Source organism: Kitasatospora sp. NPDC036755, assembly GCF_040636595.1.
Lineage (GTDB): Bacteria > Actinomycetota > Actinomycetes > Streptomycetales > Streptomycetaceae > Kitasatospora.
In genome coordinates, this window is record NZ_JBEZUT010000260.1 from 1 (window position 1) to 12808 (window position 12808).

At 73.4% G+C, this 12808-nt stretch carries 13 protein-coding genes; 6 read left to right on the forward strand and 7 right to left on the reverse strand.

Going from position 1 to position 12808, the window contains the following annotated elements; translation table 11 throughout:
- Positions 1-266: 266 nt before the first annotated feature.
- The 4 genes from AB0E96_RS30175 to AB0E96_RS30190 all read left to right on the forward strand — a co-directional run bounded on the left by AB0E96_RS30175 (position 267) and on the right by AB0E96_RS30190 (position 3219).
- The gene (locus AB0E96_RS30175; RefSeq protein ID WP_359828949.1) at positions 267-1214 is read left to right on the forward strand and encodes an SPFH domain-containing protein; all 948 of its coding nucleotides are present in this window, start codon (positions 267-269) and stop codon (positions 1212-1214) included.
- A 9-nt stretch (positions 1215-1223) separates the two neighbouring features.
- The gene (locus tag AB0E96_RS30180) at positions 1224-1466 is read left to right on the forward strand and encodes a hypothetical protein (RefSeq protein ID WP_359828950.1); all 243 of its coding nucleotides are present in this window, start codon (positions 1224-1226) and stop codon (positions 1464-1466) included.
- A 37-nt stretch (positions 1467-1503) separates the two neighbouring features.
- Positions 1504-2172, forward strand: a complete 669-nt coding sequence (locus tag AB0E96_RS30185; RefSeq protein ID WP_359828951.1) for a GPP34 family phosphoprotein — start codon at positions 1504-1506, stop codon at positions 2170-2172.
- A 135-nt stretch (positions 2173-2307) separates the two neighbouring features.
- Positions 2308-3219, forward strand: a complete 912-nt coding sequence (locus tag AB0E96_RS30190; protein WP_359828952.1) for a pyridoxal-phosphate dependent enzyme — start codon at positions 2308-2310, stop codon at positions 3217-3219.
- Positions 3220-3324: 105 nt separating this feature from the next.
- On the opposite strand, the gene AB0E96_RS30195 is transcribed toward AB0E96_RS30190, so the two are convergent.
- Positions 3325-4905, reverse strand: coding sequence for an LCP family protein (locus tag AB0E96_RS30195; protein WP_359828953.1), 1581 nt, complete (start codon positions 4903-4905; stop codon positions 3325-3327).
- A 119-nt stretch (positions 4906-5024) separates the two neighbouring features.
- Positions 5025-5489, reverse strand: coding sequence for a MarR family transcriptional regulator (locus AB0E96_RS30200; RefSeq protein ID WP_359828954.1), 465 nt, complete (start codon positions 5487-5489; stop codon positions 5025-5027).
- A gap of 132 nt (positions 5490-5621) precedes the next feature.
- Between AB0E96_RS30200 and AB0E96_RS30205 the strand changes: the two genes are divergently transcribed.
- Together AB0E96_RS30205 and AB0E96_RS30210 are read left to right on the forward strand one after the other, a co-directional pair.
- Positions 5622-6650 carry an NADP-dependent oxidoreductase gene (locus AB0E96_RS30205; RefSeq protein ID WP_359828955.1) on the forward strand — a complete coding sequence of 343 codons (1029 nt, stop codon included), beginning with the start codon at positions 5622-5624 and terminating at the stop codon, positions 6648-6650.
- A 362-nt stretch (positions 6651-7012) separates the two neighbouring features.
- Positions 7013-7507 (forward strand): DUF3145 domain-containing protein, encoded by a 495-nt coding sequence (locus tag AB0E96_RS30210; RefSeq protein ID WP_359828956.1) that lies wholly within the window; start codon positions 7013-7015, stop codon positions 7505-7507.
- Between the two features lie 98 nt (positions 7508-7605).
- On the opposite strand, the gene fabF is transcribed toward AB0E96_RS30210, so the two are convergent.
- The 5 genes from fabF to AB0E96_RS30235 all read right to left on the reverse strand — a co-directional run bounded on the left by fabF (position 7606) and on the right by AB0E96_RS30235 (position 12643).
- A complete protein-coding gene (fabF, locus tag AB0E96_RS30215) occupies positions 7606-8871 on the reverse strand; it encodes a beta-ketoacyl-ACP synthase II (protein WP_359828957.1) in 1266 nt (421 codons plus the stop codon).
- Positions 8872-9058: 187 nt separating this feature from the next.
- Positions 9059-9298, reverse strand: coding sequence for an acyl carrier protein (locus AB0E96_RS30220; protein WP_359828958.1), 240 nt, complete (start codon positions 9296-9298; stop codon positions 9059-9061).
- 78 nt (positions 9299-9376) lie between these two features.
- Positions 9377-10408 carry a beta-ketoacyl-ACP synthase III gene (locus AB0E96_RS30225; RefSeq protein WP_359828959.1) on the reverse strand — a complete coding sequence of 344 codons (1032 nt, stop codon included), beginning with the start codon at positions 10406-10408 and terminating at the stop codon, positions 9377-9379.
- The gene (locus tag AB0E96_RS30230; protein ID WP_359828960.1) at positions 10405-11355 is read right to left on the reverse strand and encodes an ACP S-malonyltransferase; all 951 of its coding nucleotides are present in this window, start codon (positions 11353-11355) and stop codon (positions 10405-10407) included. Before AB0E96_RS30230 ends, AB0E96_RS30225 begins: the two co-directional genes overlap by 4 nt.
- Positions 11356-11446: 91 nt before the next feature.
- Positions 11447-12643: a helix-turn-helix domain-containing protein gene (locus AB0E96_RS30235; RefSeq protein WP_359828961.1), complete on the reverse strand. Its 1197-nt coding sequence runs from the start codon at positions 12641-12643 to the stop codon at positions 11447-11449.
- Between the last annotated feature and the right edge of the window lie 165 nt (positions 12644-12808).

A 12808-nucleotide genomic window follows, 5' to 3' on the forward strand; every position in this document is an offset into this window, starting at 1 on the left:
GGCGCCCCCGCGCGGGCCTGGAGTGACGGCCGGACCGCCGGTCGGGGCGCCGGCTCCGCGGTGGCGCGCGGCGGCCGGCGGTGGACGGATGAGTGGAACCGGTCGTGGCGCGGCGGCGGGACGGGCGTCCGTCCGGCGTGTGGCTTACCCTCCGCCCCGGTCCGTCTCCGCCCGAGCCTGGCGCGGTGCGGCAAAAAAGTGATATCACTTTGACAGCTGAAGCGGACATCCGCGCAGCGAACATCGCACTGGGGGGAGTCATTCCCATGACCACACCGCGTTCCGCCGTCGAGGACGGCCCTGTCCTGGACCTCCCGGTCCCCAAGATCACCGAGCGCGTCATCACCGGCGCGGCCGGCCTGCCGGTCCTCGGCGGCACGCTGCTCGGCCTGCTCGCCGGCATCGGCTCGTTCGTCATCGGCGCGGCCCAACTGTCCGTGAGGACCAACGGGTTGGGCATAGCCCTGATCGTCGCCGGGCCGCTGCTGCTGGTCGGCTCGCTGCTGCTGATGTGCGGGCTGACGGTGGTCTCGCCCGGCCAGGCCCGGGTGGTCCAGCTGCTCGGGCGCTACCGCGGCACCGTCCGCGCCGAGGGCCTGACCTGGCTGAACCCGTTCACCAACCGCCGCCGGATCTCCACCCGGATCCGCAACCACGAGACCGAGACCACCAAGGTCAACGACGCGGACGGCAACCCGATTGAGATGGCCGCCGTGGTGGTCTGGCAGGTCGAGGACACCGCGATGGCGATGTTCGAGGTGGACGACTACGCCGACTTCGTCGCCATCCAGACCGAGACGGCCGTCCGGCACATCGCCACCAGCTACCCGTACGACGCCCACCACGAGGGCCAGTTGTCGCTGCGCGACGGCGCCGACGAGATCGCCCGCAAGCTCTCCGCGGAGATCGCCGCCCGGGTCGCCTCGGCCGGGGTGCGGGTCATCGAGTCCCGGATCACCAGGCTCGCGTACGCTCCGGAGGTCGCCCAGGTGATGCTCCAGCGCCAGCAGGCCGGGGCCGTGGTGGCGGCGCGCAGGCTGATCGTCGAGGGCGCCGTCGGTATGGTCGAGGAAGCGCTGGACCGGCTCGCCGAACGCGATGTCGTGGATCTGGACGAGGAGCGCAAGGCCGCCATGGTGAGCAACCTCCTGGTGGTGCTCTGCGGCGACCGCGGCACCCAGCCCGTCGTGAACACGGGCTCCCTCTACCAGTAAGGCGAGTCCTTGGCGACGGAACGGAAGAAGATCCTGTTGCGACTGGACCCTTCAGTTCACGACGCACTGGCCAGGTGGGCAGGGGACGAACTGCGCAGCACCAACGCCCAGATCGAGTTCCTGCTCCGCCGCGCCCTCACCGACGCGGGCCGGATGCCCAGCGGAGCGACCCGGCTTCCCCGGCGCGGACGCCCGCCCAAGGAGAGCCCGACCGACGAGAGCCCGGAGAACGGCGGTCCCGACGCGGACTGACCGCGGGCCCGGGCTCGGAGAACCTTCGGAGACCGAGATGGACCTGCCCGTCAACCTGCCCGAGAAGCTCTACCTGCTCGCCTACGACCCGCGGCGCGCACGCACCACCCAGCACTCCTCGCTCAACCTGCTGCTCCAGGCGGCGGCGCTGACCGAGCTGCTGCGCCGCGGCCTGCTGTACGAGGAGGGCCGCAAGGCCGCCGTCCGGGTCCGCGGCGCCGCCGCCGAGGCCGACCTCGACCCCTACAGCGCCCGCCTGTTGGGCCAGATCCGGGAAGCCCGCCCGCACAGCTGGAGCTCGTGGGTCGGCCGCGCCAGGAGCGCCGGCCGGGAGCAGCCGATCCGCCAGGTTCGGGACGGCCTGGCGGACTCCGGCCGGGTCGTCCTCCGGTCGCACCGGGTGGCGGGGGTGCTCCCGGTGACCCTGGTCACCCTGACGGAGCCGGCGGTCCGCGAGGCGCTGGCGGCCTCCGTCGCCGGATCGCTGAAGGCGCCGCTCAGCCGGGTCGACCCGGCCGACGCCGCGCTGACCGCCCTGGTCGCGGCGGGAAGGCTCCGTACGGTCCTGAGCGCCGGGCAGCGCCGTGAGCACCGCGGCCGGATCGCGAAGCTGGCCCCCGCGGCCGGCCCGGTCCCGCGCGCGCTCGGCACGGCGCTGGCCTGGCGGATGTCGGGCCACTCGGCGGAGCTCGCGGCCCTGGGCTGACGGGCCGTCCCACGGGGAGACGGCCCGGACGGGGGAGACGCGGAGCCCGGTCGCCGGTACGGCGGCCGGGCTCCCGTCCGTCCGGGGCCGCACGCCATGGGGCGCGCCTCGCAGGACACGCCCTAAGCTGGCCGGATGCTCGAACCCGCCCTGCTGCCGACCCCGCTGGTGGACTGCGCCGACGAGGCCTTCGCCCGGGCCGGGGTGGAGCTGCGGCTGAAGCGGGACGACCTGCTGCACCCGACCGTCCCGGGCAACAAGTGGCGCAAGCTGGCGCCCAATCTGGCCGCCGCCGTGGAGCAGGGCCACACCCGGCTGCTGACCTTCGGCGGCGCGTACTCGACGCACCTGCGGGCCGTCGCGGCCGCCGCCGGGGCACTCGGGCTGGAGAGCGTCGGGCTGGTCCGCGGCGAGGAGCTGGCCGACCGGCCGCGCAACTGGTCGCTGCGGGCCGCGGAGGCGGCCGGGATGCGGCTGGAGTTCCTGACCCGGGCCGAGTACCGGGAGGCCACCGGCCGGTCGGCGGGTGCCTTCCCCGAGGGCGCCCTGCTCCGCCGCTGGGGCCCCTGCCTGGTGCTCCCGGAGGGCGGTTCCAACGCCCTGGCCGCCGTCGGCGCGGCCGCGATCCCGGCCGAACTGCCCGGTCTCGGCGAGCGGGACGTGGTCTGCTGCCCGGTCGGCACCGGCGGGACCCTGGCCGGCATCGCGGCCGGTCTGCCGGCGGGCGCGCGGGCGCTCGGGGTGGCCGTGCTGCGCGGCGGTGAGGGCTATCTGGAGGCGGAGGTCGCCCGGCTGCACCTGGCGGCCTACGGGCGCGAGTTCGGCAACTGGCGGATCGACCACGGGCACCACGGCGGCGGCTACGGCAGGGTCCCGGCCGAGCTGGCCGGCTTCGCGGAGCGGTTCGAGCGCAGCCACGGCGTCCCGCTGGAGCGCCGCTACGTCGCCAAGCTGCTCGCGGCGCTGGCCGATCTGGCGGCGGCGGGCGCCTTCCCCCGGGGCACCCGCCTCACCGCCGTCGTCACCGGGCTCCCGGATCCGGAGTAGGGCGTGCCGCGCGGCCCCGGGAGGGAGCCGTACGGCACACCCCGGCCCCGGGCCGGGCTCGGGGACGCCGGCTCGGGGACGCCGGCCGGGGCCGGGAGGAGGCGGTCAGCCGAAGGTCAGGTTGGCGCACGGGTCGGTGTCGGCGTTGCGGGTGTTCTCCGCTATGCCGGTGGGGATGCCGCTCGGGACGCCGCCGGGAGCGGCTCCCGGGGTGCCAGGGGCGTTCGGGACGCTCGGGGTGGCGCCCGCCGTGGTGCCGGTACCGGGAACGGCCGCCGCGCCGGGCTCCGGGCTGGGGGCGGCCACCGAGTCGATCCGGGTGCCCGCCGAGCGGTAGTCGGCGCCGAGGGTGACGGCGATCGCCCCCGAGCCCGGCTCCTCGACCGCCTTGGCGCCGGGGAAGAGCGCCACGACCTGGTCGGCGGTGGCCTTGAGCGCCGGGTCGTAGGAGACCTGGGTGGTCTGCTGCCCGGGGGCGTTGTGGCCCAGGGTGATGTTCCGGAAGCCGCGCGCCTTGAGCGTCTCCGCGCCGGAGCCGGCCAGGCCGGGCGTGCCGACGCCGTTGACCACGGTGATCGGTGCCGCGCTCTGCTCCGCGGTGAGCGGGGTGCCGGGTGCGCCCGGGGCGCCCGGGTCGGCGCTGGGGGAGGAGGTCACCTGGCCCGTCCCGGAGGTGCTCTGCCCGTCCAGGGTGCGGTCCTCGCGCAGCAGCTTCCAGAGGGTGTCGGCGTCCGGCTGGACCAGCCGCACCCGGTCGCCGGCGAAGCGCCAGGGGGCGGTGACGAAGACGACGTCGGAGAGCTTGATGTCCTGGATCGAGCGGGCGAAGTCCACCAGCTTCATCGCGGTGCCCAGCCCCTCGTCCACGGTGAGGGACTTGGTGGCCGCGTCGGCCAGCGGCAGCAGGGTGGGCAGCGAGAAGCCCTGGCCCTGCACCTTCTTGATCATCGACGAGAGGAAGGCCTGCTGGCGCTTCATCCGGCCTATGTCGGAGTTGTCGCCGATGCCGTGGCGGGCCCGGAGGTAGTCCACCGCGGACTGCCCGGAGAGCTTCTGGAGGCCCTTCTTCAGGTGTATGCCGTACTGGTTGACGTCATTGGGGACGCAGGCCTCCACGCCGCCGACGGCGTCGGACATCGCGGCCGCGCCCTTGAAGTCGACCACGACCGTGTGGTCGATCCGCAGCCCGGTGAGCTTCTCCACGGTGTTCTGGGTGCAGGCCGGGTTGCCCTTCTCGGCCAGGCCCACGGTGAAGGCGGAGTTGAACATCTGGTCGGTCTTCGGCGTCGTCCAGTTGCCGTTCGGCAGCTTGCAGGACGGGACGGTGACCAGGGTGTCGCGGGGGATCGAGACGCCGACGGCGTGCTTGTGGTCGGCGTAGACGTGCACCAGGATCGCGGTGTCCGAGTGGCCGACGCCCTCGTCGCCGCCGCCCAGCGAGTCGTTGCCCTCGTCCCGGGTGTCCGAGCCGAGCAGCAGCACGTTGACCGGGACGGACGCGCCCGGGCTGGCCGGGACGGGGGCCGGCGGGCGCTCGGTGGCGACACCGCCCGAGTCGAAGGTGGTGATGTTGTTGTCGAGCCGGTGGTAGAACCAGGCTCCGGCGCCCACGACCGACAGCACCAGTACGGCGGCCAGGCCGATGGCCGTCCGCAGGTAGCGGCGCCGACGCGTGCTGCTGCTCATACTCCGTGCCCCCCGTCTTCAGGTCTCTCGCGTTCGATGTTCGAACGTTAGACGTTCCGGAAGGCGGTTCGGTTACCCCCCTGGGGGCTACGAGCACCCCCCAGGTCCTGTGATGCTGCTCACGCACCCGGGCCGGAGGCGCCGGCGAGCATCCGCCGGAGCAGGTCGCGCAGGGCCGTCCGCTCGTCCGGGCCGAGTGCGGCCAGCGGCTCCCGGGCGAAGTTCAGCGACTCGCGGAGCTCCTCGGAGGCGGCCGAGCCGGTGTCGGTGGCGGCGACCAGCTTGACCCGGCGGTCGTGCCGGTCGGCCTCGCGGGTCACGAAGCCGCGGGATTCGAGCCGGTCGACGATGCCGGTGATGTTGGACGGCTCGCAGCTGAGCGTCTGGGCGATCTGCCGCATCGGCATCGGTCCGCGCCGCAGCAGGGCGAGCACCTTGGCCTGGGCGCCGGTGAGCGAGCGGGCGGCGGCGGCCTCCTCGTACTCGCGGTGGAACAGCGCGACCAGGTTGGCCATCAGGTCGACGACCTCGCGGGTGATCTCGTCGGGCCGCGGCGTGGCGTCCTCGATCGGCTGAATGTCCATGGTGAAGAGTCTACCTGAAAAGTTGACAACATGAACCTTTCATGTCCATCGTTACTTCAGTAGCTCAACCTTTCATGCGCTTGAGCCGCAGCCCCACCACACGTCGAACCCGAACCACAAGGAGTGCCCCCGATGGCAGAGCAGGCCGCCGCCCCCGCGACCGCCCGTGAATGGCACCTCGCCGCCCGCCCCCAGGGCTGGCCGGTGCCCGCCGACTTCGCCCTGGTCGAGGCCCCGGTCCGGACCCCGGGCCCGGGCGAGATCCTGGTCCGCAACGCCTACCTCTCGGTGGACCCGTACATGCGCGGCCGGATGAACGACGTGAAGTCGTACGTCCCGCCGTTCCGGCTGGGCCAGGCCATGGACGGCGGGGCGGTCGGCCATGTCGTCGCCTCCGGGGCCGAGGGCTTCGCCCCGGGCGACGCGGTGCTGCACGGGCTGGGCTGGCGCGAGTTCGCGACGGTGGAGGCGGAGCGCGCGGTCAAGGTCGACCCGGCCGCCGCGCCGCTCCCGGCCTACCTCGGCGTGCTCGGGATGCCGGGCCTGACCGCCTACGCCGGCCTGCTCGCCGTCGGCGGCCTGAAGGGGGGCGACAAGGTCTTCGTCTCGGGCGCGGCCGGCGCGGTCGGCTCGCTGGTCGGCCAGATCGCCAGGCTCAAGGGCGCCTCGCTGGTGGTCGGTTCGGCCGGCTCGGCGGAGAAGGTGGCCAAGCTGGTGGACGAGTACGGCTTCGACGCGGCCTTCAACTACAAGGACGCCCCGGTCGCCGAGCAGCTCGCCGGGGCGGTCCCGGACGGCATCGACCTCTACTTCGACAACGTCGGCGGCGACCACCTGGAGGCCGCGATCGGCGCGCTGAACGTGCACGGCCGCGTGGTGCTCTGCGGTGCCATCGCCCAGTACAACGAGACCACCGCGCCCGCCGCCCCGCGCAACCTCGCGCTCGCCATCGGCAAGCGGCTGCGCCTGGAGGGCATGCTGGTGACCGACCACGCCGGGCTCCAGTCGCAGTTCGTCGCGGAGGTGGCCGGGTGGCTGACGTCCGGTGAACTGCGCACCGAGGAGACGGTGGTGGACGGCTTCGAGAACGCCGCCGAGGCCTTCCTCGACCTCCTGCGCGGCGTCAACACCGGCAAGATGGTCGTCCGCCTGGGCGACTGACGGATCGTCAGGACCGCTGACCGCCCCGCCGCCCCGACCGGGTGGCGGGGCGGTCGCTCATGGGCGGCGCACCGTCCGGAGCGGCCGCCCGGCCGCACTACCGCATTCCCGCCGGATCCGAAAGTGCGTCATCCATCCTGTGGCGCCGCGCGGTACGGTGGTCCCGCCGGCGATGGGGCCGTTCGGGGGAGAGATCCGGCCGAGGGGTAGACCTCGTTGAGGATTCGACTAGCATTGAGCGAAAGCCTGTCCGTTTTGCTCAAATTAGTAGCTTAATGTCGGCTAACGTGGGTAACTGCGGATCAACCACAGGCACGAGGCAGCTGGGGAAGGCGACCCTCGTCCACAGCCTGGAGGTCCCGGTGACGACACGTGGAGTTCTGTACATCCACTCCGCGCCCCGCGCGCTGTGCCCGCACGTCGAGTGGGCCGTCGCGGGGGTGCTCGGTGTGCGGGTGAGCCTGGACTGGATCCGCCAGCCGGCCGCACCCGGGAATTGGCGTGCCGAGCTCTCCTGGCAGGGGGAGCCCGGTGCGGCCTCGAAGCTCGCCTCCGCGCTGCGCGGCTGGCAGCTGATGCGGTACGAGGTGACCAGCGAGCCCTGCGCCACGGCGGAGGGGGAGCGGTACAGCAGCACGCCCTCGCTCGGCATCTTCCACGCCGTCACCGGCATCCACGGCGACATCCTGATCCCGGAGGACCGGTTGCGCGCCGTCCTGCTGCGCGCCCGCAACGAGGGCGCCGACCTGGAGGCCGAACTGGGCCGGCTGCTCGGCAAGCCCTGGGACGACGAGCTGGAGCCGTTCCGGTACGCGGGCGAGGGCGCGCCGGTGCGCTGGCTGCACCAGGTGGTCTGAGCCCGCCCGCCACGGCGGCGCACGGCGCCGACGGCCACGGCCACCCACGGCGAAGGGCCGGCACCCTCCACGAGAGTGCCGGCCCTTCGCGTCGGGCGTCAGCGGGTGCGGAAGGCCAGCACCACGTTGTGGCCGCCGAAGCCGAACGAGTTGTTCAGCGCGGAGATCCGGCCCTCGGGCAGCTTGCGGGCCTCGCCGCGGACGATGTCGGCGTCCACGTCGTCGTCCAGCTCGTCCACGTTGATGGTCGGCGGGGCGATCCGGTGGTGCAGGGCCAGCACGGTGGCGACGGTCTCGATGCCGCCGGCGCCGCCCAGCAGGTGGCCGGTCATCGACTTGGTGGCCGAGATCGCGATGTGGTCCAGGTCGTCGCCCAGCTCCTTGCGCAGCGCCTTCAGCTCGGCGGTGTCGCCCTGGGGGGTCGAGGTGGCGTGCGCGTTGACGTGCACGATCTCGGCCTTGTCCAGCTCGTTGCGCTCGAACAGGTCGGCCAGCGCGCGGGCCACGCCGGCGCCGGTCGGCTCGGGCTGGGCGATGTGGTGGGCGTCCGAGGACAGGCCCTGGCCCACGGCCTCGCAGTAGATGCGGGCGCCGCGCGCCTCGGCGTGCTCGACGGACTCCAGCACGACCACGCCGGCGCCCTCGCCCAGCACGAAGCCGTCGCGGCCCTTGTCGTACGGGCGGGAGGCGCGCTCGGGCTCGTCGTTGTTCTTGGACATCGCCATCATGTTGGCGAACGCGGCGATCGGCAGCGGGTGGATCGCCGCCTCGGTGCCGCCGGCCACCACGACGTCGGCGCGGCCGGTGCGGATCATCTCGATCGCGTAGCCGATCGCCTCGGCGCCGGAGGCACAGGCGGAGACGGGGGTGTGCACACCCGCGCGGGCGCCGACCTCCAGGCCGACGTTGGCCGCCGGGGAGTTGGGCATCAGCATCGGGACGGTGTGCGGGGAGACCTTGCGGGAGCCCTTCTCCTTCAGCACGTCGTACTGGTCGAGGAGGGTGGTCACGCCGCCGATGCCGGAGGCGATGACGGTGCCCAGGCGCTCGGGGGCGAGCTTGGAGGACTCGTCGGTGGCGGGGGTCTCGAAGCCGGCGTCGGCCCAGGCCTCGCGGGCGGCGATCAGCGCGAACTGGGCCGAGCGGTCCAGCTTGCGGGCCAGCGGGCGGGGCAGGATCGTGCCCGGCTCGACGGCCGTCCTCGCGGCGATCTTGACGGGCAGGTCCTCGGCCCACTCCTCGGTCAGGGCCGCCACGCCGGACTTGCCGGCGACCAGGTTCTCCCAGGTGCTGGCGGCGTCGGCGCCCAGCGGCGTGAAGGCGCCGATACCCGTGACGACCACGGTGCGGTTTTCAGCGGTCACTGGTTTCTTCTTCTCTCACGTGTGCGGGGGGTCGGCGGCGTGCCGAGGATGGGCCCGGCCGGGCACCCCGGTGAGGGGGTGTCCCGGCCGGCGGGTCGACCGGGGCTCGTCGAGCCCGGCCGACAGGTCGGCCCTCGCCGGCGTACGGGACGCCGGAGGGGCCGACCGGGTCGAACGAGTCGATCGCTCAGGCGTTGAGGATGTAGTTCACCGCGTCGCCGACGGTCTTCAGGTTCTTGACCTCGTCGTCCGGGATCTTGACGTCGAAGCGCTCCTCGGCGGCCACGACGACCTCGACCATGGACAGCGAGTCGACGTCCAGGTCGTCGGTGAAGGACTTGTCCAGCTGGACGTCCTCGACCGGGATGCCCGCGATCTCGTTGACGATCTCGGCGAGACCGTCCAGGACCTCTTCCTGGGTAGCCATACTGGCTGCTCCTCTTCGGTGTTGAGCGTGTCCGGCCGGATTCGGCCGGACACAGGTTTGTGGATTGGGCGAAAGCGCCTAGGGGAGAGTAACGACTGCCGCGGCGTACACGAGACCCGCCCCGAACCCGATGATCAGGGCGAGGTCCCCGCTGTGGGCCTCACCGCTCTCCAGCATGCGTTCCATCGCCAGCGGGATGGACGCCGCGGAGGTGTTGCCGGTCTCCGCGATGTCGCGGGCGACGGGCACCGACTCCGGCAGCTTGAGCGCCTTGATCATGGCATCCGTGATCCGCATGTTGGCCTGGTGGGGGATGAACGCACCGAGCTGGTCGGCGGTGATCCCGGCGGCGTCCAGCGCCTGCTGGGCCACCTTGGCCATCTCCCACACGGCCCAGCGGAAGACCGGCTGGCCGTCCATCCGCAGGGCCGGCCACTTGGTCTCCTCGCCCGCGCCGTTGATGGCGTCGGACTTGGCGAAGGCGGTGTCCCAGGCCTCGGTCTGGGTGATCAGGTCGGCCTGCGAGCCGTCCGAACCCCAGATCAGCTTGCCGATGCCGGGCGTGTCGGACGGGCCGACGATCGCGGCGCCGGCGCCGTCGCCGAAGATGAAGGCGGTGGAGCGGTCCGACTGGTCGGTCAGGTCGCTGAGCCGCTCGACACCGATGACCAGCACGTACTCGGCGTTGCCGCCGCGGATCATGCCGTCGGCCAGGCCCAGGCCGTAGCCGAAGCCGGCACAGGCGGCCGAGATGTCGAAGGCCGGGGCGGTGCCGCAGCCGAGCCGCTCGGAGATCTCGGTGGCGATCGCCGGGGTCTGCTTGAGGTGCGAGACGGTCGAGACGATCACGCCGCCGATCTGCTCGGCGGTGATCCCGGCCTGGGCGATGGCCTTGCCGGCGGCCTGGATCGACATCTCGGCGACGGACTCGTCCGGGCCGGCCCACCGGCGCTCGGCGATCCCGCTGCGGGTGCGGATCCACTCGTCCGAGGAGTCGATCCACTCCAGGACCTCGGAGTTGGGGATCACCCGGACGGGACGGTAGCCGCCGACACCGAGGATGCGCGAGTACTGGGCTCCGCTCACCGGGCGGATCTGGGGCTTGGTCATGCCTGGTTCTCCTGCTCCTGACCGCCGTGCTCCGCGACGAGCTCGCGGGCCTTGTCCAGATCGGCGGGGGTCTTGAGGGCGAGCGTGGCCACACCCTTGAGGTTGCGCTTGAGCAGCCCGGTGAGGGTGCCCGCGGGGGACAGCTCGATCACGGCCGTCGCGCCCAGCTGCCCGATGGTCTCCATGCAGAGGTCCCAGCGGACCGGGTTGGAGACCTGCGACACCAGGCGGGCGAGGACCTCGGCGCCGCTGTCCACGACCGCGCCGTCCTTGTTGGAGACGTAGCGGACCTGCGGGTCGGCGGCGGTCAGGGTCGGGGCCAGCTTGGCCAGCCGCTCGACGCCCGGAGCCATGTGCTCGGTGTGGAAGGCGCCGGCCACCTTGAGGGCGACCAGCTTGGCGCGGGCCGGCGGGTCCGCCTTCAGCGCCTCCAGCTGGGCCAGCGTGCCGGCGGCGACGATCTGGCCGCCGCCGTTGTTGTTGGCCGCGGTCAGGCCGTGCTCGGCCAGCTTCGCCGCGACCTCCTCCGGCTCGCCGCCGAGCAGGGCGACCATGCCGGTCTCGGTGACGGCGGCGGCCTCGGCCATGGCCCGGCCGCGCTCGCGCACGAAGGCCAGCGCGTCGTGGGCGGTGAGCACCCCGGCGCCGGCGGCGGCGGTGATCTCACCGACGCTGTGGCCGGCCACGGCGCCGACCAGCTCGCGGGCGGCGTTCTCGTCCGGGAACAGCGCCCGGGCGGTCACCAGGCCGGCGGCGACCAGCAGCGGCTGGGCGACGGCGGTGTCCTTGATCTCCTCGGCGGACGCCTCGGTGCCGGCGTGCACCAGGTCGAGCCCGGCGACCTCGGACCAACCGCGCAGGCGGTCGGCGACGCCGTCGAGTTCCAACCAGGAGTTGAGGAAGCCGGGGGACTGGGCACCCTGTCCAGGGGCGACGATTACGAGCACGGTTCAACCCTCTCTCGCCAGGCGCCCAGGGGCGGGTAGGCGACGGTAACGAAGAAAACCATCCGGGATTGTATGGTCCCTACACTCCGGCTCAGCCGGGCTCCCCGACGGCGCCCAGCCGGCCGAGGGCCAGCGCGATCCGCAGGGTGAAGGCCGAACGTACGTCGGAGGGGGCGTACCCCGTGACATCAGTCACACGTCGTAGCCGGTAGCGCACCGTGTTGGGGTGGACGAAGAGCATCCGGGCGGCGCCCTCCAGCGAGGAGGCCTGCTCCAGGTAGACGCTCAGCGTCTCCAGCAGGGCGGAGCCGGCCTCGTCCAGCGGTGTGTAGATCTCCTCCACCAGCTGACGGCGCGCGGCCTGGTCGCCGGCCAGCGCCCGCTCGGGCAGCAGGTCGTCCGCCAGCACCGGTCGGGGGGCGTCCGGCCAGGCCGCGCAGGCGCGCAGGCCGGCCGCGGCGGCGTGCGCCGAGCGGGTCGCGGAGAGCAGGTCGGGAACGGTCGGGCCGACCACCACCGGGCCCGGCGCGAACTGGCCGATCAGCGCCCGGGCCGCGTGCACCGGCTCCTTCTCGCCGCCCACCACGACCACCAGGCGCTTGCCCAGCACCCCGGTCAGCACGTTCAGCTTGGCGTACCGGGCGGCCCGGCGGATCGCCTCGACCACCAGCTCGCTGTCGCCGTCCGGGGCACTGCCCATCACCACCCGGACCTGGCTGGGCTGGCCCCAGCCGAGCGCCGCGGCCCGGGAGAGCACGCCCTCGTCGGCGTCGCCGGACAGCAGCGAGTTGACCACCAGCGCTTCCAGCCGGGCGTCCCAGGCGCCGCGCGCCTCGGCGGCCTGGGCGTACACCTGGGCGGTCGCGAAGGCGATCTCCCGGGCGTAGACCAGCACCGACTCGCGCATGTCCGCCTCGTCGCCGGGGGCGGCCACCTCCTCGATGGCCTCCTCCATCACCTCGATCGTGGTGCGGATCAGCTCGACGGTCTGGCGCAGGGTGATCGCCCTGGTCAGCTCGCGCGGGGCGGTGCCGAAGACGTCGGTGGAGATCGCCTGGGCGGCGTCCGGGTGGCGGTACCACTCGGTGAAGGCGGCGATGCCGGCCTGGGCGACCAGGCCGATCCAGGACCGGTGCTCCGGCGGCATCCGCCGGTACCAGCCGAGCTGGTCGTCCATCCGCGAGATCGCCGCGGTGGCCAGCTTGCCGGAGGACTTCTCCAGCCGCTTGAGCGTCGCCGCCCGGCGCTCGGCCCGCTCGGCGGCGTTTCTGCGCTCCTGCGCGGTCAGGCGGGGCGCCGCGCGGCCGGGGGGGGGGGGGGGTGGCCCTCGGGCGCAGCGCGGGGGGTGAGGGGGGCTTGGAGCTGGCCGGGGGGGGGCGGGCCAGCCCCCCCCCCGCCACGGCCGGAACGGCAGGAACGGCCGGAAGGCCCGGCGGCGGTCCCGGCAGGGACC